This window comes from Embleya sp. NPDC050493 (assembly GCF_044458105.1).
In the GTDB taxonomy this organism is placed as follows: Bacteria; Actinomycetota; Actinomycetes; order Streptomycetales; family Streptomycetaceae; genus Embleya.
Map to the genome: position 1 here is coordinate 79,054 of NZ_JBITHP010000033.1, position 20,386 is coordinate 99,439.

Sequence of the window (20,386 nt, forward strand, 5' to 3'; positions counted from 1 at the left end):
CGAGGCCCGCCGGCGCACCGGCGGGCCTCGTTCGCGTCGACCGGGTGCTCAGCCCAGGCGTTCGATGATGATGGCGTTGGCCTGGCCGCCGCCCTCGCACATGGTCTGGAGGCCGTAGCGGCCTCCCGTGCGCTCCAGGTGGTGGAGCAACGTGGTCATCAGGCGGGCGCCGGTGGCGCCGAGCGGGTGGCCCAGGGCGATCGCGCCGCCGTTGGGGTTGACCTTCTCGTGCGGGGCCTTGATGTCCTTCATCCAGGACAGCACCACCGGCGCGAACGCCTCGTTGATCTCGACCGCGTCGATGTCGTCGATGCCCAGGCCGGATTTGGCGAACGCGTACTCCGTGGCCGGGATCGGCGCGGAGAGCATCTCGATCGGCGACGCGCCGCGCACGCTCATGTGGTGGATCCGGGCGCGCGGGGTGAGGCCGTACTGCTTGAGGGCGCGCTCGGAGACGATCAGCAGCGCAGCCGCCCCGTCGGAGATCTGCGATGCGACGGCGGCGGTCATCCGGCCGCCCTCCATCAGCACCTTCAGCTCCGCCATCTTCTCCAACGTGGTGCCCCGGCGCGGCGGCTCGTCGACCGAGACCACGGTGCCGTCCACGTCGATCGGTGCGATCTCCTTCTCGAACCACCCGTTGTCGATCGCGTGCAGGGCGCGCTCGTGCGACGCGAGCGCGAAGCGCTCCATCTCCTCGCGGGAGATGTCCCAGCGCTTGGCGATCAGCTCGGCGCCGTAGAACTGGTCGACCGGCTCGTCGCCGTAGCGTGCCACCCAGCCCTTGGAACCGGAGAACGGGTCGCTGAAGCCGAGCGGCACGGCCGAGGTCATCGCCGACCCGATCGGGATCTGGTTCATGTTCTGCACGCCGCCGGCCACGACCACGTCCTGGGTGCCGGACATCACGCCCTGCGCCGCGAAGTGGATCGCCTGCTGCGAGGAGCCGCACTGCCGGTCGATGGTGACCCCGGGCACCGCCTCGCTGTAGCCCGCGGCGAGCCACGCGGTGCGGGCGATGTCGCCGGCCTGCGGGCCGATCGTGTCCACGCAGCCGAACACCACGTCCTCGACCACGTCCGGGTCGATCCCGCTGCGCTCGACCAGGGCCTTGATCGCGTGGGCGCCCAGGTCGGCCGGGTGCACCCCGGCCAGGCTGCCCTTCTTGCGGCCGACCGGTGTGCGAACCGCGTCGACGATGTATGCCTCGGCCACTGGGGCCCCCTTTGATCCTCGAGTGTTCGACTCACGAGTATTCGACCGACGATTGTTCGACCGGCGACGTACGACCGATGACCTACGTTCGACCGACGATTTCGCTCGCCCGCGTGTCCGATCGCACGCCGTCCACGGTGTCGCCACACCGCACGGAACGGTTAACCTGACGACCCGTCAGTTATGCTACCCGTGTCCGACCGGGTTTCGACCTGTGTGTCCTCGGTCTCACACCCGTCGAGGGAGTCGCCCAGTGGATCTCGAATTCACCGAGCAGGAGCAGGAGTTCCGCCGGGAGGTGCGCGCTTGGCTGGCCGCCAACGTGCCCGCCGAGCCACTGCCGTCGATGGACACGCGGGAGGGCTTCCTGGCCCACCAGGCGTGGGAGCGCAAGCTCTTCGACGCGCGCTGGGCGGTGGTGTCCTGGCCGCAGGAGTACGGCGGGCGCGAGGCCGGTCTGACCGAATGGCTGATCTTCGAGGAGGAGTACTACCGCGCGGGCGCCCCGGGCCGGGTCAGCCAGAACGGCATCTTCCTGTTCGCGCCGACCGTCTTCGAATTCGGCAGCAAGGAGCAGCAGGACCGCTACCTGCCGAAAATGGCCTCCGGCGAGGAGATTTGGGTCCAGGGCTGGTCCGAGCCGGAGGCCGGCTCCGACCTGGCGAACGTGCGCTCGCGGGCCGACCGCGACGACGAGCGCGGCGGGTGGCTGCTGAACGGGCAGAAGATCTGGAGCTCGCGCGGCACGTACGGACACCGGCTGTTCGGCCTGTTCCGCACCGACCCCGAGGCACAGCGGCACCGCGGGCTGACCTATTTCATGGTCGACCTCGCCGCCCCGGGCGTGACCGTACGGCCGATCCCGCAGCTGGACGGCGAGCCGGGCTTCGCCGAGGTCTTCCTGGACGACGTCTTCGTACCGGACGCCGACGTGCTCGGCGGGGTGAACGAGGGCTGGAAGATCATGATCGCCACCACCGGCAGCGAGCGCGGGCTCAACCTGCGCAGCCCCGGCCGCTTCGTGGCACCCGCGAACAGGCTGATCGAGCTGTACAAGCAGGACCCGCGCCCGGCCGAGCGGGACGCGGTGGTGCGCGCGTGGATGGACGCCGAGGCGTACCGGCTGTTCACCTTCGGCACCGTCACCAAGCTCCAGGCGGGCGGCGCGATCGGCGCGGACTCCTCGATCAACAAGGTCTTCTGGTCCGAGATGGACGTCGAACTGCACGCGACCGCGCTGCGCCTGCTCGGCGAGGCGGGCGAGCTGGACGACGGCGACGGCGGCTGGCTGGACGGCTTCCTGTTCGCGCTCGGCGGACCGATCTACGCCGGTACCAACGAGATCCAGCGGAACACGATCGCCGAACGCATCCTCGGCCTGCCCCGAGCGAAGTAGAAGGAATCCGACGATGCGCCTCGCATACACCGAAGACCAGGAACTGTTCCGCGACACCGTCCGCGACTTCCTCGCCGACCGGTGCACCGGCTCGGACGTACGCGCCGCCTGGGCCGCCGACAGCGCGATCTCCGCACGCTGGGCCGAACTCGCCAAGATCGGCGTGACCGGCATCGTGGTCCCCGAGGAGCACGACGGCCTGGGCATGGGCGACGAGGAGCTGGCCGCCGTGCTGGTGGAGACCGGCTACGCCGCGCTGCCCGAACCGCTGCTCGAATCCGCGGTCGCGGCCGGCCTGCTCGCCGAGTTCGCCGCCGACGCCGGATGGCTTGCCGAGATCGCGGCGGGCCGGGCCACCGCCTCGGTACTGCTGCCCGGTCGGCGACTCGCCGTCGAGGCCGCCGCCGCCGACGTGCTGGTGATCGGGCTGGCCAACGGCGACCTGCACGTGACCGACCCGGGCGACTGCGAACTCACCGCACAACGTTCCGTCGACCGCAGTCGCAAGCTCTACACGGTCGGCTTCCAACCGACCCCGGAGACCCTGGTGGCCGCCGGCGCACAACGGGCGCTGTCCCGGGCGGCGAACCGCGGCGCGCTCGGCGCGGCGGCACAGCTCCTGGGCCTGACCCGGCGGATGCTCGACATGACGGTGGACTACGCCAAGCAGCGGGTCCAGCGCGGCGTGCGGATCGGCACCCACCAGTCGGTCCAGCACCACCTGGCCAACGTGCTGATCAAGCTGGAGTTCGCCCGCCCGGTGGTGCTGCGTGCGGCCTACTCGCTCGCCCGCGACCTGCCCTCGGCGGACCGCGACGTGTCGATGGCGAAGATCTACGCGGGCGAGGCGGCCGACCTGGCGGCCCGCAACTGCCTCCAGGTGCACGGCGCGATCGGCTACACCGAGGAGCACGACCTCCAACTGTTCATGAAGCGCGCCTGGGCACTGGGCGCCGCGTGGGGCGACCCGGGCGAACACCGCGACCGGATCGCAACCGACCTGCTCGGCGCCGCACCGGCACCCACCACGCCCTCGTACTGACGCCCGAGACCCGGACGACGCAAGAGGCGGCCGTCGTCCGACCGAGCCCCGACCCACCTCGGTGGGTCGGGGCCCTCGGCGCGTGTCAGCGCACCCGGAAGTCCTTGCCGCGGTTTTGGAACAGGCCCGCCTGCTCGGACCAGTCGAGGTTGCCCAGCTCGATCATGTGGGGGGCCATGCTCAGGGCCTGGGCGCGGGTGAGGTCGCGGGCCGCCCAGATGGAGCGCACGGAACCCTGGACGCCGTGCGGGGGGTAGGAGGCGATGGTTTCGGCGGCCCACCGGGCGGTGTCGAGCAACTCGGCCGCCGGCACCACCTGGGACACCAGTCCCGTCTCGTAGGCGCGCTTGGCGCTCATCCGCTCGGCGTTGCCCAGCAGGGTGAGCCGCATGACCTCGCCGAGCGGCATGCGCTGCGCGAGGTGCATCGACTCGAAGCCGGACACCATGCCGTACGTGGTGTGCGGGTCGAAGAAGGTCGCCTCCTCCGCCGCGATCACGAACTCGCATTCGCCGAGCAGGTAGAACGCGCCGCCGCAGGCCATGCCGTTCACCGCGACGATGACCGGCTTCCACAGGTCGGAGAACTTCGGTCCCACCTTGAGCATCGGGTCGTCCATCATGTACGGCGACGACGGCTGGGGGATGTCCACACCCCGGTCGATGCCGGTACAGAACGCCTTGTCGCCCGCGCCGGTGAGCACCACGCACCGCACGTCGTCGTCGTGCCGCAGCTCACGCCACAACGAGTGCAGCTCGTCGATCATGGTGATGTCGAACGCGTTGTGCCGGTTCGGGCGGTTCAACGTCACCCACGCGACGCCGTTCTCCTGCTCGTAGCCCAGCGTCTCGAACTTGCGCATGCCTCAGCCCTCAATCATCGGTGACCACCACGTCTCGGTGGTCTGCGTCTCGATCGCCGTGATGCCGCTTCCCACGCCGCCATGATCTGACGTACCGTCAGGTTCTATCAACCTCTGGCCTCTCCGGGAGCGATCATGCAAGGGGATCTTGAGTGGGGGAGCATCCCTGCTCTCGTCGACAGCGCGGCGGACCGCTTCGGTGACCGTGAGGCCGTGGTGGACGGCAATGTACGGGTCGGCTACGCCGAACTGCGGGACCGCGTCCGGCGTGCCGCCGGCGCCGCCATCGCGGCGGGCGTGCACAAGGGCGACCGGGTCGGCGTCTGGGCGCCGAACTCGCTGGACTGGATCGTGTCCGCGCTCGGCGCGCTGACCGCGGGCGCGGTGGTGGTGCCGATGAACACCCGGTACAAGGGCGCCGAGGCCAAGTACGTGCTGGCCAAGACGCACGCCAAGCTGTTGTTCGTCTCGGGTACGTTCCTCGGCTCGTCCTACGTCGGCATGCTCCGCCAGGCGGCCGGCGGCGCGGCCGAGGGGCGGGTCTTCGCGGACCTGCCCGAATTGGAACGAGTGGTCGTGCTGGCCGACACCGCGCCGGACGACTGCGTCGCGTGGTCGGACTTCCTGGCCGGCGGCGACCGGGTCACCGCGGCCGAGGTGGACGCCCGCAAGGCGAGCGTCACCCCCGACGACATCGGCGACATCATCTTCACCTCCGGCACCACCGGGCAGCCCAAGGGCGTGATGACCACCCAATCGCAGACGTTGCGCGTGTTCGACACGTGGGCGTCGGTGGTCGGAGTCGTCGAGGGCGACAAGTACCTGATCGTCAGCCCGTTCTTCCACACCTTCGGGTACAAGGCGGGGATCATCGCGAGCCTGATCAAGGGCGCCACGATGATCCCGCAGGCGGTCTTCGACCCGGACGCCACGATGGCGGTGATCCAGCAGGAGCGGGTCACCGTGCTGCCGGGCGCGCCGACGATCTACACCTCGCTCCTGGACGCGGTGGCGCGCGAGGGGGCGGGCAGGTACGACCTGTCCTCGCTGCGGCTCGCGGTCACCGGCGCGGCGGCGGTGCCGTTGTCCTTGGTGACCCGGATGGCGGAGGAACTGGGCTTTGACTCGGTACTCACCGCGTACGGGCTGACCGAGTCGTGCGGTACGGCCACCATGTGCCGGCAGGGCGACTCGGCCGAGGTCATCTCGTCCACCTCGGGGCGGGCCATTCCCGGCGTGGAGGTGATCACCGCGGACGCGGACGGCAAGCCGACCCCGGTCGGCGAGTCCGGCGAGGTGTGGGTGCGTGGTTACAACGTGATGAAGGGCTACTTCGAGGACCCGGAGGAGACCGCCGGGTCGATCGACGCCGACGGCTGGCTGCACACGGGCGACGTGGGTGTGCTGGACGAGCACGGCAATCTGCGGATCACCGACCGGATCAAGGACATGTTCATCGTCGGCGGCTTCAACGCCTACCCGGCGGAGATCGAGTCGGTGCTGGCGGGGCACCCGGCGATCTCGGAGGCCGCGGTGGTCGGCGTTCCGGACGCGCGGATGGGCGAGGTGGGCAAGGCGTACCTGCTGCTGCGGCCCGGGGCGGAGGTGACGGCCGAGGAGGTCATCGCGTTCTGCCGGCAGGAGATGGCGAACTACAAGGTGCCTCGGGCGGTCGAGTTCGTCACCGAGTTGCCGCGGAACCCGGGCGGGAAGGTGCTGAAGTTCGAGCTTCGGGCGCGGGCTGCGGAGGAGGCGGCGCGGCGCTGAGGGGTTGGGCGGCGGGCTGCTTGGCCTCATGCGCCGGCCGGGCTGTTGGCCTCGTGCGTGCCGGCCGGGCTGGTTCGCCTCATGCGCCGGCGGGGCTGGGTGGCCTCAAGCGCCGGCCGGGCTGGTTCGCCTCATGCGCCGGCGGGGCTGGGTGGCCTCATGCGCCGGCCCGGCTGGTTCGCCTCAAGCGCCGGCGGGGCTGAGTGGCCTCATGCGCCGGCCCGGCTGGGTGGCCTCATGCGCCGGCCGGGCTGGTCGCCTCATGCGCCGGCGAGGCTGGGTGGCCTCAAGCGTCGGCCCGGCTGGATGGCCTCAAGCGCCGGCCGGGCTGGTCGCCTCAAGCGCCGGCGAGGCTGGGTGGCCTCAAGCGCCGGCTGGGCTCGTTTGCCTCATGCGCCGGCGGGGCTGGGTGGCCTCGTGGGCCGGTCGCGCCGAGTGGCCTCAAGCGCCGGTCGAGGTGTGGGGGGACGGCCGGCGGTTGAGGTTGTCGGGGGCGGGTTGGGTTACTTGCCCTCGAATTCTGCTGATTTGCGGGCTGCTTTGGCTGCGTAGCCTGCTACCGAGTCGTCGGAGACCAGGGTCAGGGCCGCGGACATCGCGGTCAGGCCCAGGGCCGTGTCGAGGTTGGCGTCGGCGAAGGTGTCGATGCTGCGTTTGATGCCCTGGACGGCCAGGGGGGCGTTGGCGGCGATCTCCTCGGCCAGCGCGCGGGCGGTGCGGTCCAGGTCGGCCACGGGCACCACCTCCTGGACCAGGTTCAGGCGCTCGGCCAGGGCCGCGTCGATCCGGCGGCCGGTCAGCGACAGCAGCTTGGCCCAGCCCGCGCCCGCCTCCCGGGCGATCCGGATGTCGCCGCCCGCGTCCACCGCGACGCCGATCTGCGCCTCGGGCAGCGCGAACCTGGCATCGTCGGCCGCGATCCGGATGTCCGCCATCAGCGCGAGTTCGAAGCCGAAGCCCAGGCAGTACCCCTGGACGGCGGCGACCACGGGCTGCGGCAGCCGGGCGAAGGTGCGAAAGCGCTCGTGCACCCATCGCAGGCCCTCGTAGTAGTTGCGGGTGCGCTCGGCGCCGGAGCGGCCGGTGATCGCGCCGCCGGGTGCGGTGACGTCGATGCCCGCGCAGAAGGCCCGCCCCTCGGCCCGCAGCAGCACCACCCGGACCCGCTCGTCGAACCGGATCCGGTCGGCCATGATGCCCAACTGCCGGGTGGCCTCCCAGCTCCACGCGTTCAGCTTGTCCGGTCGACACAGCGTCAGCACCGCGATGCCGGTGGCCTCCTCGACCTCCAGCCGCATCCGCACCTCGGCCTCGTCGACGCTTGGGTCGGTGGTGTTGATCACGGTCCGGTTCCTCCAGGAGCGGTGCTTCGGCCTTGTCTGACGACCCGTTAGATCGGAGTATGTGACACGCGTTCGCCACAGTCCAACGATCTCCCTCGATCCCTCGGAGGCACTTCCATGGCCGCGATCCTGCCCCCGGGCACCCTGCACGTCGGCATGCAGCTGCCCATCCAGTCGCAGAGCAAGCTGTACGCGGAGGCATGGGAGGAGACCTCGGGACCGGACGAGCTGGCCGCCATCGCGCAGGCCTGCGAGCGGGCCGGCTTCGCGTACATCGCGGTCTGCGACCACACCGCGATCCCGCGCAGCCACGCCGGCGCGATGGGTACCGAGTGGTGGGACACGATGACCACGCTCGGCTGGCTCGCGGCCATCACCGAGCGGATCCGGCTGATCAGTCACGTGTCGGTTCTCGCCTACCGGCACCCGATGATGTCGGCCAAAGCGTTCGCGACGCTGGACCGGATCTCCAAGGGTCGGGCGATCGTCGGTGCGGGTGCGGGACACGTCGAGGCCGAGTTCGAGATGCTCGGGGTGGACTTCAAGACCCGGGGCAGGGCGCTCAACGAGGCATTGGAACTGCTCGACCTCGCGCTGCGGGACGAGTACGTGACCTTCGCCGGCGAGCGCTGGCAGGTCGGCGACATGGGCGCGCGGCCGCGTCCGGTGCAGACCCCCCGTCCGCCGATCTGGATCGGCGGCTCGGCGGGCGCGGCGCTGAAGCGAGTGGCGAAGTACGGCGACGGCTGGTTGCCGCAGGGCAGCCCGCGGGCGACCTACCCCGATCAGCTGGCCGAACTGAAGCGCTACCAGGAGGAGGTCGGCCGCGCCGACGAACGCCTGGACATCGGTGCGATCACCGAGATCCTCTACGTCGGCGAGGCCGGCTGGGACGTCGGCGCGAACACCCTCACCGGCAGCCCGGACCAGCTCGCCGAGTCGCTGCGCTGGTACGGAGAGCAGGGCGCGAACCAGATCCAGGTCCGCTTCCGCAGCCGCGACCTGGCCGAACTGCTGGACCAGATCGCGCTGTTCGCCGCCGAGGTCGCGCCGAACCTTTCCTGAGCGCGGCGTTCCACGCACCCGGAGCCGCCTCCCCGTACTCCTCCCACCTCGTACTCCTCCCACCTCGTACCCCGCCCGCCGCACACACCACGCGCGCCACGGCACCACGCGGCGCACCACGAACCGCGGCACCACGGGGCGCTTCACGGCACCACGCGCACGATGCGCGCCACGGGCGCAACGCGCACACCCCGCACGACGCTCTGATGCTCCATCAGTCTCCGTTCTCGGAAGGGAAGTTCGCATGGGCAAGCTGGACGGCAGGGTGGTCCTGATCACCGGCGCGGCACGTGGCCAGGGGGTCGTGGAGGCCCGCCTGTTCGCGGCCGAGGGGGCGAGGGTCGTACTCGCCGACATCCTCGACGAGGCGGGCGAGGCGGCGGCGAAGGAGATCGGCGACGCGGCCCGCTACGTACATCTGGACGTGTCGGACGAGGACGACTGGCAGCAGGCGGTGCGCACCGCCGTCGACGCGTTCGGCAGGCTCGACGGGCTGGTCAACAATGCCGGGATCCTGGCCTTCGACCCGATCGAGGAGATGTCCCGGGCGGCATACCTGCGGATCGTCGAGGTCAACCAGCTCGGCACGTTCCTGGGCATGAAGACCGCACTGCCCGCGATCCGCGCGGCGCGCGGCCCGGGCACGATCGTGAACATCGCGTCCTACGCGGGCCTGGCCGGCATGGAGGGCTTGGTGGCGTACGCGTCCACCAAGGGCGCGGTGCTCGCGATGACCCGGGTGGCCGCGCTGGAGGCCGGACCGGGGATCCGGGTCAACGCGATCTGCCCGGGCGGCGTCCGTACGCCGATGACCAACCCGGGCGACATCGACGGCCTGACCGCGCCGACCCCGGCTCCGGGTGAGCCGGACCCGGTGAGTGAGGTGTTCGGCGGCATACCTCTGGCCCGGATTGGCGAGCCGGACGAGATCGCGACCGCGGCGCTGTTCCTGACGAGTGCCGACAGTTCGTACATGACGGGCACCCACATCGTCGTGGACGGTGGCTGGATGGCGGGCGTGAAGCTTTTCTGAGCCTCCTGCCATGAGCCCGTCCCACCGTCGAGATATGCCGCTGTGGCATGACTCGGGTGAGCCCCGTCTCATCCCGCGCGGACCCCTGGCGGGCTCGTGCATCTGACGTACCATCAGTTTCGTGGGTGGGCGGGGCCGGGCATGCGCAGGCGTGCGGTCGGCCGCGTTCGCGGGCAACACCGAGGGCAGAAGGAGCTTCGCCATGCTGGACCACGTCATCACCGGAGCCACCGTCGTCGACGGGACGGGCGCACCGTCCTTCCTGGGTGACGTGGGCATCAGGGACGGACGGATCGTCGCGGTCACCCCCGCCGGCGGCATAACCGAAGAGGCCGCGAGCACCGAGAACGCCGAGGGCCTGATCCTGGCTCCCGGGTTCGTCGACCCGCACACCCACTACGACGCCCAGTTGCACTGGGACCCGTACGCCACGCCCTCGGTCAACCACGGCGTGACCACGATCATCGGCGGCAACTGCGGCTTCACGCTCGCGCCGCTCCGGGCCGAGGACGCCGACTACACCCGACGGATGATGGCCAAGGTCGAGGGCATGGCGCTGCCCGCGCTGGAGAACGGCGTGGACTGGAGCTGGGAGACCTTCGCCCAGTACCTGGACAAGCTGGAGGGCCGGATCGCGGTGAACGCCGGCTTCATGGCCGGACACTGCGCGATCCGTCGCTACGTGATGGGCGCCGACTCGGTCGGCAAGGAGGCCACGCCCGAACAGGTCGCGGCGATGGTGGTCGAGCTGGGCAAGGCGATGGAGGCCGGCGCGCTCGGCTTCTCCACCGGTCAGTCCAACCACACCGACGGGGACGGCAACCCGGTGCCGTCGCGGGCCGCGACGCCCGCCGAGATCCTGGCGCTGTGCGAGGAGGTCGGCAAGCACGAGGGCACCCAGCTCGAGGTCATCGTGGCCGGCTGTCTGGACAAGTTCTCGGACGAGGAAATCGACCTGCTGGTCAAGATGACCACCACGGCCGGCCGGCCGATGAACTGGAACGTGCTCACCGTCGACGCCGCGGCGCCCGACCGCGCGCCCCGCCAGATCTACGCGTCGGAGAAGGCCAAGGAGGCCGGCGGGCGGATCGTCATCCTGACCATGCCGGTCCTGGTCCCGATGAACATGTCCTTCCTGACCTACTGCGCGCTCAACCTGATCCCGGGCTGGGGCCCGATCCTGTCCCTGCCGGTGCCAGAGCGGATCGCCAAGCTGCGCGACCCCGAGGTGCGCGCGGAGATGCTGCGCAACGCGGACAGCCCCGAGGCGGGCGTCTTCCGCCGGCTCGCCGACTTCGGCCGCTACGTGATCGGCGACACCTACTCCGAGGCGAACGAGGGCCTGTCCGGCCGGGTGGTCGCGGACATCGCCAAGGAGCGCGGCCAGGACGACTTCTGGACGCTCGTCGAGATCTGCATCAACGACGACCTGCGTACGGTGTTGTGGCCGATGCCCACCGACAACGACCAGGCGTCGTGGGACCTGCGGCAGCAGGTGTGGGACAACGAGCACGTGATCCTGGGCGGGTCGGACGCCGGCGCGCACCTGGACCGGATGTGCGGGGCCACCTACACCACCCGCTTCCTGGGCGACATGCTGCGCGGCCGCAAGCTGGTCTCGCTGGAGCGCGCGGTGCAGATGCTCACCACCGAGCCGGCCGAGCTGTTCGGCCTCAAGGACCGCGGCCGGATCGCCGAGGGCTTCCACGCCGACCTGGTGCTGTTCGACCCGGCCACCGTCGGCTCCGGCCCGGCTCGCCTGATGCACGACCTGCCCGGCGACAGCCCCCGCCTGACCAGCGAGTCCACCGGCGTGGTCAGCGTCCGGGTCAACGGCGTGGAGACGGTCCGCGACGGCGAGACCACCGGCGCCGCCAACGGCACGCTGCTGCGCTCCGGCAAGGACACGGTCACCGTCTCGGTCTGACCACCCACCGGAAACTCGGCGGCGTGCGGGGGTCCTCCCGTACGCCGCCGCCCCATGTCCGATGCAGGCGGATCGGGCGAGGGCGGTCTACGCGACGAGGTCGGCGGGATCGAGTTCGACGGAGAAGGGTTCCTCGATCCGAGTGGTGGTGCCCGCCGCAAGGCGGCGGGTCAGTTGATACTCGCCCTCGGCATCGAGCGTGTAGGTGAACAGCACCGGCAGTCGATCGAGTCCGAGTCCGCGAAACCGTGCCGTCTCCAAGCGCCAGAAGTGCAGGATGCCGGCAGCGGCGTACTTGGCGGGCTTGAGGGTGCGGTCGGTCGTGGTTGTCGACGGCGAGACGATTTCGACGACCAGGTGGACCTGCGATGGATCGGGCATCTTGATCCCGCCGGCGAGAGCGGAACGATCGACGACGAGCACGTCCGGAATCAGGCCGGTCTGGTTCCCCATTGGGATGCCGGACGCGGTGACCGCGATGAAGTCGGGTGGTGCCGCTGCGTGCAGGAACATCCGGAGTTGGTCACCCGCGAACTGGTGCTGCATGGATGGCGGCGGGCTCATCAGCACGCTCCCGTCGACGAGCTCGTATCGGCTGCCGTCCGGTGATGCCTCGTTGAGAGCGATCCATTCGTCCACAGTCCAGGGCTGGACGTGCGACTGCGCGGGGAGAGCCGCCATTCGTAGCACCGCCTTCGTGTCGCCCCGACCTGCCCCGATTGTGACACTCTCCACGACCACCGGCACGGTCCTTGTCTGGTCCGAACAGTCCAACGACCGAGTCGGTCGGAGGTCACCCGAATGGCACAGCGTCGAGATCGACGACGGTGTTCGTCGCGGCCCTCACGACCCACGTGACGTGCGACACGAGTCGCAATGCCCTCGATCGAGCGCGCCTACCCTTGGTCTGTTCGGGGGGCGACGTCGTGTCGGCTCCCGTTCGTCGGTTGGGCGGAGCGTACGAGGTGCGGTCGGCCCGCCGATCCAACCCGAGCAACAGCGACGACAGCGAGGTGTCGCATGACCCCGACCCCCAACGAGGGACGTCCCACCGAGAGTTCGATGCGGCGTGCGCTGCGGCGAGCCCGAGACGGGGTCATGCTCGACGTCTCGGAAGCGGCCGTGCTCCTGCACGCGCGCGACGCGGACCTGGTGGACCTGAGCCGGTCGGCCGCGCGCGTACGCGATGCCGGGCTGGAGGCGGTCGGTCGCGCCGGGGTGATCACCTACAGCCGAAAAGTGTTCATCCCGCTGACCAGACTGTGTCGCGACCGCTGCAACTACTGCACCTTCGTCACCGTCCCCGGCAAGCTCAGGCGCGAGGGCCACGGGATGTTCCTCAGCCCGGACGAGGTGCTGAAGATCGCCCGCGACGGCGCCGCGCTCGGCTGCAAGGAAGCCCTGTTCACGCTCGGTGACCGGCCCGAGGACCGCTGGCCCGAGGCGCGCGAGTGGCTGGACGCGCACGGGTACGACGACACGCTCGCGTACGTGCGGGCGATGTCGATCCGGGTCCTGGAGGAGACCGGTCTGCTGCCGCACCTCAATCCCGGCGTGCTCTCCTGGACCGACTTCCAGCGGCTCAAGCCGGTCAGCGCGTCGATGGGGATGATGCTGGAGACCACCGCTACCCGGCTGTGGTCCGAGCCCGGCGGCCCGCACCACGGCTCGCCGGACAAGGAACCGGCCGTGCGGATGCGGGTGCTGGAGGACGCCGGGCGCTCGAACGTCCCGTTCACCACCGGCCTGTTGATCGGCATCGGCGAGAGCATGACCGAGCGGGCCGAGTCGATCTTCGCGATGCGCAAGGTCGCCCGGCAGTACGGCTCGATCCAGGAAGTCATCCTGCAGAACTTCCGGGCCAAGCCGGACACCGCGATGCGTTCGACGCCGGACGCCGACCTGGTCGAGTTGGCCGCCGCGATCGCCGTCTCGCGGATCGTGCTCGGCCCGAAGATCCGGGTGCAGGCCCCGCCGAACCTGATCGGCGAGGAGTACGCGCTGATGATCGCGGCCGGCATCGACGACTGGGGCGGCGTCTCGCCGCTCACTCCCGATCACGTCAACCCCGAACTCGCCTGGCCGCAGATCGAGTTCCTCGCGGCGCGGACCGCCGAGGCGGGCTTCACGCTGCGCGAGCGGCTCAACGTCTACCCCGAGGTGATCCAGCGCGGCGAGCCGTGGCTGGACCCGCGGGTGTTGCCGCACGTGCGCGCGCTGTCCGATCCGGAGACCGGGCTCGCGATCGAGGGCAAGTGCCCGGAGGGGCTGCCCTGGCAGGAGCCCGAGGACATCTTCGCCGCCGCGACCGGCCGCACCGACCTGCACGTGAGCATCGACACCACCGGCCGCACCACCGACCGCCGGGACGACTTCGACAACGTGTACGGCGACTGGGAGTCGTTGCGCGAACAGGTCGCCGACAGCGCCACGGGATCGGTGGTCCGACTCGACTCGGAGGTCAAGGCGGCGCTCGGGCAGGCGGCCGCCGACCCGACCCGGCTGACCGACGACCAGGCCCTCGCGCTGTTCCACTGCGACGGCGTCGCGATGGACGAACTCGCCCGGATCGCCGACGACTTGCGGCGCACGGTGAACGGCGACGAGATCACCTACATCGTCAACCGCAACATCAACTTCACCAACGTCTGCTACACCGGCTGCCGCTTCTGCGCGTTCGCCCAGCGGCGCACCGACGCGGACGCGTACACGCTCTCCCTGGACCAGGTGGGCGAGCGGGCCGAACAGGCCTGGGCGGTTGGCGCGACCGAGGTGTGCATGCAGGGCGGCATCCACCCGGACCTGCCCGGCAGCGCGTACTTCGACATCGCGCGCGAGGTCAAGAAGCGCGTGCCGGACATGCACGTGCACGCGTTCTCGCCGATGGAGGTGGCCAACGGCGCGACCCGGACCGGGATGTCCATTCGCGACTGGCTGATCGCCGCCAAGGAGGCGGGCCTGGACACCATCCCCGGGACCGCCGCCGAGATCCTCGACGACGACGTGCGCTGGATCCTGACCAAGGGCAAACTGCCCGCCGCGACCTGGGTCGAGGTGGTCACCACCGCGCACGAGCTGGGCATCCGCAGCTCCTCGACGATGATGTACGGCCACGTGGACACGCCCTCGCACTGGCTGGGCCACCTGCGGCTGCTCGGCCGGATCCAGGACGAGACGGGCGGCTTCACCGAGTTCGTCACGCTGCCGTTCGTGCACACCAACGCGCCGGTCTACCTGGCCGGCATCGCCCGCCCGGGCCCGACCCTGCGGGACAACCGGGCCGTGCACGCGATGGCCCGGATCCTGCTGCACGGCAAGATCGACAACATCCAGACCAGCTGGGTCAAGCTCGGCGTCGAGGGCACCAACCTGATGCTCCAGGGCGGCGCGAACGACATGGGCGGCACGCTCATGGAGGAGACCATCTCCCGGATGGCGGGCGCCGACAACGGCTCCAAGAAGTCGATCGCCGAACTGGAGGCGATGGCCGCCTCGCTGGGTCGGCGCGCCCGACAGCGCACGACCACCTACGGCGAGGTGAGCGCCGAGCGCCAGGAGGTGGCCCGTCGCCACGATGCCGAGGTCGAGCGGATCATGCTCCCGATCCTGAGCACCTGAGCCCGCACGCGGGCCCCGGGCAGGACGTCCCGTCCCCGGGGCCCGCGCGGATGACACCGGCCGATCGGGCCCGCTCCCGCCGGCCGCCGGCCGGGAGCGCCCACACCGGCACCACGCCGGCACCACACCGAGCACCCCTACGCCCACCGACCGCAGGCCCTCGGACGCGTGTACGACCCCTGGGCGACCCGCCGCCGGTACGCTGCGGTGGGGTGTCGGGGGAGGGGAGTACACACATGGCCGCACTCTGGTCCAGAGACCGGCTGCAGGACTTTCGGGCACGGGTACGGGGGTGCCTCGTCGGCGGCGCGATCGGTGACGCGCTCGGCGCGGGAATCGAGTTCCTCAGTCTCGCGGAGATCCGCGCACAGCACGGACCCGACGGCGTGGTCGGGTACGTGACGGCGTATCACCGGCACGGCGCGATCACCGACGACACGCAGATGACGTTGTTCACGGTGGAGGGTCTGATCCGCGCGCACGTGCGGCGCGACACCGGTGCCTGGCATCCGCCGACCGATCTGCACGGCGCGTATCTGCGCTGGAAGGCGACGCAGAGCGAGTGGGGGCCGGACGAGCGCAAGGACGAGGGCTGGCTGGTCCGCGAGGAGTGGCTGTACAGCTCGCGTGCGCCCGGATCCGCGTGTCTGCGCGGCCTGGAGGACGAGAGCGTGATGGGCACGCTGGAGCGGCCCAAGAACCCCGATTCCAAGGGCTGCGGGGCGGTGATGCGCTCGGCGCCGTTCGGCCTCCTGGTCGGCTGGCGTCCCGAACTGGTCTTCCAACTCGCGGTGGAATGCGCGGTGCTGACGCACGGTCACCCCACCGGCTATCTCTCGGCGGGCGCGTTCGCAGTGATCGTGCACGCGGTCATGCAGGGCGCGCCGCTGGAGGAGGGCGTGCGGGTGGCGCTGGATCTGGTCAAGGCCCGGCCCGAGCACACCGAGACGGCGACCGCCATCGAGGCGGCGCTGGCCGCGGTGCGCGCCGGCGTGCCGTCGGCCGAGCGGGTGGAGGCACTGGGCCAGGGCTGGACGGCCGAGGAGGCGCTGTCGATCGGGCTGTACTGCGCGCTGGTGGCGCCGGACATGCGCACCGGGCTGCTGCTCGCGGTCAATCACGGCGGCGACAGCGACTCGACCGGGTCGATCTGCGGCAACCTGCTGGGCGCGATGCACGGCGACACCGTGCTGCCCGCCGACCTGGTCGCCGAGTTGGAGGGCCGCGGCGCCATCCTGGAGTTGGCCGACGACTTCGCGATGGAGATGACGCAGGGCACCACGCTGCACGGCCCCGAGGCCGGCGAGACCTCCTGGGCCAAGCGTTACCCACCGACCTGACGTCGAGGCGCGAACGGGACGGGCTCGGGGGCGGGGGATGTCGCCCCCTTCACCCCGGGGCCCGTCTCCGTGCCCGCGTGCGCGCCCGGGTCCGCGACGACTCTCGGGCCGTGTCCGCGACCGCGACCACGCGTCACGACTGGGAGCGGGCACACCCGCCCGCGTCACGACGGGGGCGGGCACACCCGCTACGGCCTGCGGTCGTCCACCCAGCGACCCGCCGCCATCACCGCGCGCACCCGCAGTGCGTCGTCGAGCACCACCAGGTCGGCCTGCTTGCCCGGCTCCAGGGTGCCGACCCGATCGGCGATGCCCAACGCCCGCGCGGGTGTCGCGGACAACGAGCGGACCACGTCGGCGATCGGCAGGCCGCCCGCGACGCCGTTGCGCAGCGCCCGGTCCAGCGTCAGCGTGCTGCCCGCGATCGAGTCGCCGTCGGCCAGCCGGGCCACGCCGTCGACCACGTCCACGGTCATCACGCCCAGCGGATACACGCCGTCCGGCATGCCCGCCGCGCCCATCGCGTCGGTGATGAACGCGACCCGGTCCGGACCCGCGCTCGCGTACGCCAGGTTGACCACGCTGGAGTGCAGGTGCACGCCGTCGTTGATCAACTCGACCACCGCGTCGCTGTCCTGGAGCAGTGCGGTGACCGGTCCCGGCTCGCGGTGGTGCACGCTGCGCATCGCGTTGAACAGATGGGTGGCCACGCTCGCGCCCGCGGCCAGCGCCGCGCGCGTCTCACGGTGGGTGCCGTCGGTGTGCCCCACCGCGGCGATCACCCCCTCGTCGGCCAGTCGGCGCACCAACTCGACGCCGCCGGGCAGTTCGGGGGCCAGCGTGATCATCCGGATCGCGCCGCCGGCCGCCTTCAGCAGCGTGCCGACCTCGTCCCGGTCGGGTGCGCGCAACTGGGTCGGATCGTGCGCGCCGCAGCGGGCCGCGCTCAGGTACGGGCCCTCCAGGTGCAGTCCGGCCAGCCGGCCGTCGTGTACGAGCGGGGCGAGCGCGGACACGACGGCGAGCAGGTCCGCCGGGGAGGCGGTGACCAGACTCGCGACCGTGGTCGTGGTGCCGTGCGAGCGATGGAATTCGGCCACCCGCAGCGCCTCGTCGGGATCGCCGGAGGTGTACGAACCGCCGCCGCCGCCATGTACGTGCATGTCCACGAAGCCGGGCACGATCCAGCCGCCGGCGACATCGACCACCGGTTCGGGACCTGCCGGCAGGCCCGGGCCGGCGAAGGCGATCCGATCACCGACCACGCCCACCGAGGCGCCCTCGACCACCCCGGAGGGCAGCACCACTCGCGCATTGCCGAGCACCGTCACCCGCGCACCTCCAAGGTGTCCCACGCGATCAGGCCGGCGCCTCGGCAGCCGGCCTCGTCCCCGAGCGCCGCGGTCACCAGCGGCGGCACGTGTTGAACCACGGCGCGCTCGGCGAGCAACGTCCGCAAGGGGTTGAACAGTTGTTCCCCGGCGAGCGAGAGCCCACCGCCGATCACCAGCAACTTCGGGTCGTACAGCGCGAGTCCGGTGAGCAGGCCGTCCGCGAACGCGGACAGACCCCGGCCCCACACGGCCGCCGCGACCTGGTCGCCGGCCGCCACCCGGGCGACCACCTGGGCCGCGCTCAGCGGCGGGTCGTCGCCCGGCGCGGCCTCCGCGAACGCGTGCGCGATGGCGGGTCCGGAGAAGTGCGCCTCCAGGCAGCCGACCGCCCCGCACGTACATCTGCCGCTGCCGGGCCGCACCGTGATGTGGCCGATCTCGCCCGCCTGTCCGTGCGCGCCCGGGTAGGGGCGGCCGTTCAGCACGAGCACCGAGGCGAGCCCGGTGCCGATCGCCACGAACAGGAAGTTGTCGCAGTCGCGTCCCGCGCCGAGCCGGCCCTCGGCCAGCGCACCGGTGCGTACGTCGTGGCTCAAAGCCGCCGGTAGGCCGAGCCGATCCGCGATCAGCGAGCGCAGCGGCACCTCGCGCCACTGGATGCTGGCCGACCACACCGCGACCCCCGCCGGATCGTCCACGATCCCCGGCACCACGACGCCCGCCGCCCGCGGCACGCCACCCAGCTCGACCGCCCGCTCGCGCAGCGCGGCGGCGAAGTCGACGATGCCCGACACCACCGCGTTGGGGCCCGCGGTCCGGCCGGTGGGCCGGCGCTCGCTGTAGACGAGGTTGCCGCCCGCGTCGACCACACCGCCCTTGATGTCGGTGCCGCCGACATCGAGGGCGACGACGCAGTCCGCGCCGGACAGATCGGACGGCGGGGTGTTCACGTGCGGCATCGGCGTCTCAAGTCTGGTAGGCGGGGCGGATTGTGAGCCCGAGGGCGGGTGGATCCGAGAATGCGCGTTTGTGCTCACTGGATAGCAGTTGAAAACATGAACATGCAACAGCATCGTTGAGTGAGCGGAGGTTCACGGAAACCCCGATGCTCGACACGTGTGGGGTGCCCGCCAGGATGTCCCACACGATCCGACGCGAGTCGGCCAGGGCTGTCGGACAGGGCGGGAGGTCACGGGTGAGCCGTTACGAGCGGTGGGGTGCGCTCCTGGAGCTGCTGGCCAAGCACGGTCGGTTGGAGGTCGAGGACGTGGCCTCGGAGCTGGACGTCTCGCCCGCGACGATCCGCCGCGATCTGGATCAGTTGGCCCAGCAGCAGATGTTGACCCGCACCCGGGGCGGCGCGGTCGCGCACGCGGTCTCCTACGACCTGCCGCTGCGCTACAAGACCGCCCGGCACGCGTCCGAGAAGCAGCGCATCGCACAGGCCGCCGCGGCGCTGGTCAAGCCGGGCGAGACGATCGGGCTCAACGGCGGCACCACGATGACCGAGGTGGCCCGTGCCCTGGTCGCCCGGGCCGACCTGCACACCGAGGGCGACTCGAACGCCCAGGCGTTCACGATCGTCACCAACGCGCTCAACATCGCGGGCGAGCTCGCCGTGCGCCGGCACGTGAAGATTGTCGTCACCGGCGGCGTGGCGCGCACCCAGTCCTACGAACTGATCGGTCCGTTGGCCACCGGCATCCTGCGCGAGGTGGCCCTGGACGTGGCGATCCTGGGCGTCGACGCGATCGACGTCGAGCACGGCGCGAGCGCCCACCACGAGGGCGAGGCGAGCATCAACCAGTTGATGGCCGCCGGCGCGGGCCGGGTGGTGGTGGCCGCGGACTCCTCCAAGCTCGGCCGCCGCGCGTTCGCCCGGATCTGCCCGCTGGACCGGATCGGCGTTCTGGTCACCGACACCTCGGCGACCGAGGAGGCCGCGGCGGCCTTCGTCGACGCGGGCGTACGGGTCATCCGGGTCTGAACCCGGCCGTTCCGCCCGACCCGCCCGGACCCCGCGCGCCCGCCTTCCCGGCGGGCGCGTTCGCGCGTCCGGGGCGGTCGCGCGCCCGTTGATCGACCAACCCGAAGGACCATCCGCGGGATCGGACCGGCACCCTCTGTGCCGGTTCCTCTGCATGCGCGCCCACCTGGGTAACGAATTGCTCTGCAAACTTCCTCGACCCCTCCTCCGAATCTCCGGATTGGTGTAGACCTTTGTTCCGGCGAGGTGTTGACTGCCGACACGGCGAGTCCGCAAAATGCTCGATGCTGCTCAAGAGTTTTCTTCAAATCCGCATTGCGAACAGTTTTGCGCAAGCACGTGCATGGGTTTAGTGCGACCAAACCCTCACCAACGGTCCTGTTTTCCCGAAGGCATGAAGGCGGTACTGCGATGAAGCGGCACCAGATGGCATTGGCGGCGACAGGACTGTCGGCCG

Annotated in this window: 15 protein-coding genes; 9 read left to right on the forward strand and 6 right to left on the reverse strand. The window is 70.9% G+C overall.

Annotated elements, in window-relative coordinates; genetic code table 11:
• Positions 1 to 48: 48 nt before the first annotated feature.
• Positions 49 to 1,215, reverse strand: coding sequence for an acetyl-CoA C-acetyltransferase (locus ACIBM5_RS40250; RefSeq protein WP_391586546.1), 1,167 nt, complete (start codon positions 1,213 to 1,215; stop codon positions 49 to 51).
• Positions 1,216 to 1,468: 253 nt separating this feature from the next.
• Between ACIBM5_RS40250 and ACIBM5_RS40255 the strand changes: the two genes are divergently transcribed.
• Positions 1,469 to 2,611 (forward strand): acyl-CoA dehydrogenase family protein, encoded by a 1,143-nt coding sequence (locus tag ACIBM5_RS40255; protein WP_391586547.1) that lies wholly within the window; start codon positions 1,469 to 1,471, stop codon positions 2,609 to 2,611.
• A gap of 13 nt (positions 2,612 to 2,624) precedes the next feature.
• A complete protein-coding gene (locus tag ACIBM5_RS40260; RefSeq protein WP_396011649.1) occupies positions 2,625 to 3,653 on the forward strand; it encodes an acyl-CoA dehydrogenase family protein in 1,029 nt (342 codons plus the stop codon).
• An 85-nt stretch (positions 3,654 to 3,738) separates the two neighbouring features.
• On the opposite strand, the gene ACIBM5_RS40265 is transcribed toward ACIBM5_RS40260, so the two are convergent.
• Positions 3,739 to 4,515 (reverse strand): enoyl-CoA hydratase/isomerase family protein, encoded by a 777-nt coding sequence (locus ACIBM5_RS40265; protein WP_396011650.1) that lies wholly within the window; start codon positions 4,513 to 4,515, stop codon positions 3,739 to 3,741.
• 135 nt (positions 4,516 to 4,650) lie between these two features.
• On the opposite strand from ACIBM5_RS40265, the gene ACIBM5_RS40270 reads away from it, so the two are divergent.
• The gene (locus ACIBM5_RS40270) at positions 4,651 to 6,282 is read left to right on the forward strand and encodes a FadD3 family acyl-CoA ligase (RefSeq protein ID WP_396011651.1); all 1,632 of its coding nucleotides are present in this window, start codon (positions 4,651 to 4,653) and stop codon (positions 6,280 to 6,282) included.
• A gap of 503 nt (positions 6,283 to 6,785) precedes the next feature.
• Here ACIBM5_RS40270 and ACIBM5_RS40275 read toward each other — a convergent pair.
• Positions 6,786 to 7,625 carry an enoyl-CoA hydratase/isomerase family protein gene (locus tag ACIBM5_RS40275; protein WP_391586551.1) on the reverse strand — a complete coding sequence of 280 codons (840 nt, stop codon included), beginning with the start codon at positions 7,623 to 7,625 and terminating at the stop codon, positions 6,786 to 6,788.
• A gap of 117 nt (positions 7,626 to 7,742) precedes the next feature.
• Between ACIBM5_RS40275 and ACIBM5_RS40280 the strand changes: the two genes are divergently transcribed.
• From ACIBM5_RS40280 to ACIBM5_RS40290, 3 genes are all read left to right on the forward strand, one after another.
• Positions 7,743 to 8,690 carry a TIGR03619 family F420-dependent LLM class oxidoreductase gene (locus ACIBM5_RS40280; protein WP_396011652.1) on the forward strand — a complete coding sequence of 316 codons (948 nt, stop codon included), beginning with the start codon at positions 7,743 to 7,745 and terminating at the stop codon, positions 8,688 to 8,690.
• Positions 8,691 to 8,934: 244 nt separating this feature from the next.
• Complete coding sequence (locus ACIBM5_RS40285; RefSeq protein ID WP_396011653.1) at positions 8,935 to 9,723, forward strand: glucose 1-dehydrogenase; 789 nt, start codon at positions 8,935 to 8,937, stop codon at positions 9,721 to 9,723.
• 151 nt (positions 9,724 to 9,874) lie between these two features.
• Positions 9,875 to 11,650, forward strand: coding sequence for an amidohydrolase family protein (locus tag ACIBM5_RS40290; RefSeq protein ID WP_391586573.1), 1,776 nt, complete (start codon positions 9,875 to 9,877; stop codon positions 11,648 to 11,650).
• Positions 11,651 to 11,737: 87 nt separating this feature from the next.
• Here the strand turns inward: ACIBM5_RS40290 and ACIBM5_RS40295 are convergent, their stop codons facing one another.
• Entirely contained in the window at positions 11,738 to 12,331 is a 594-nt protein-coding gene (locus tag ACIBM5_RS40295) for a Uma2 family endonuclease (protein ID WP_396011654.1), read from the reverse strand.
• 339 nt (positions 12,332 to 12,670) lie between these two features.
• Here ACIBM5_RS40295 and ACIBM5_RS40300 point away from each other — a divergent pair, with 339 nt between their 5' ends.
• Both ACIBM5_RS40300 and ACIBM5_RS40305 read left to right on the forward strand, forming a co-directional pair.
• Positions 12,671 to 15,268 (forward strand): bifunctional FO biosynthesis protein CofGH, encoded by a 2,598-nt coding sequence (locus ACIBM5_RS40300; protein ID WP_396011655.1) that lies wholly within the window; start codon positions 12,671 to 12,673, stop codon positions 15,266 to 15,268.
• 236 nt (positions 15,269 to 15,504) lie between these two features.
• Complete coding sequence (locus ACIBM5_RS40305) at positions 15,505 to 16,608, forward strand: ADP-ribosylglycohydrolase family protein (protein WP_396011656.1); 1,104 nt, start codon at positions 15,505 to 15,507, stop codon at positions 16,606 to 16,608.
• Between the two features lie 188 nt (positions 16,609 to 16,796).
• Here ACIBM5_RS40305 and nagA read toward each other — a convergent pair whose 3' ends face one another.
• Positions 16,797 to 17,939 (reverse strand): N-acetylglucosamine-6-phosphate deacetylase, encoded by a 1,143-nt coding sequence (gene nagA / locus ACIBM5_RS40310; RefSeq protein WP_391586557.1) that lies wholly within the window; start codon positions 17,937 to 17,939, stop codon positions 16,797 to 16,799.
• Entirely contained in the window at positions 17,936 to 18,901 is a 966-nt protein-coding gene (locus tag ACIBM5_RS40315; protein WP_396011657.1) for an ROK family protein, read from the reverse strand. The genes nagA and ACIBM5_RS40315 overlap by 4 nt, the downstream gene beginning before the upstream one ends.
• A gap of 236 nt (positions 18,902 to 19,137) precedes the next feature.
• Here ACIBM5_RS40315 and ACIBM5_RS40320 point away from each other — a divergent pair, with 236 nt between their 5' ends.
• Complete coding sequence (locus ACIBM5_RS40320) at positions 19,138 to 19,929, forward strand: DeoR/GlpR family DNA-binding transcription regulator (protein WP_391586559.1); 792 nt, start codon at positions 19,138 to 19,140, stop codon at positions 19,927 to 19,929.
• The last annotated feature ends 457 nt before the right edge of the window (positions 19,930 to 20,386 follow it).

Coding starts and splice junctions, on each gene's coding strand:
- ACIBM5_RS40260 (WP_396011649.1), top strand. CDS start 2,625: ATGCGCCTCGCATACACCGAAGACCAGGAACTGTTCCGCGACACCGTC.
- ACIBM5_RS40265 (WP_396011650.1), bottom strand. CDS start 4,515: ATGCGCAAGTTCGAGACGCTGGGCTACGAGCAGGAGAACGGCGTCGCG.
- ACIBM5_RS40270 (WP_396011651.1), top strand. CDS start 4,651: ATGCAAGGGGATCTTGAGTGGGGGAGCATCCCTGCTCTCGTCGACAGC.
- ACIBM5_RS40280 (WP_396011652.1), top strand. CDS start 7,743: ATGGCCGCGATCCTGCCCCCGGGCACCCTGCACGTCGGCATGCAGCTG.
- ACIBM5_RS40285 (WP_396011653.1), top strand. CDS start 8,935: ATGGGCAAGCTGGACGGCAGGGTGGTCCTGATCACCGGCGCGGCACGT.
- ACIBM5_RS40295 (WP_396011654.1), bottom strand. CDS start 12,331: ATGGCGGCTCTCCCCGCGCAGTCGCACGTCCAGCCCTGGACTGTGGAC.
- ACIBM5_RS40300 (WP_396011655.1), top strand. CDS start 12,671: ATGACCCCGACCCCCAACGAGGGACGTCCCACCGAGAGTTCGATGCGG.
- ACIBM5_RS40305 (WP_396011656.1), top strand. CDS start 15,505: ATGGCCGCACTCTGGTCCAGAGACCGGCTGCAGGACTTTCGGGCACGG.
- ACIBM5_RS40315 (WP_396011657.1), bottom strand. CDS start 18,901: ATGCCGCACGTGAACACCCCGCCGTCCGATCTGTCCGGCGCGGACTGC.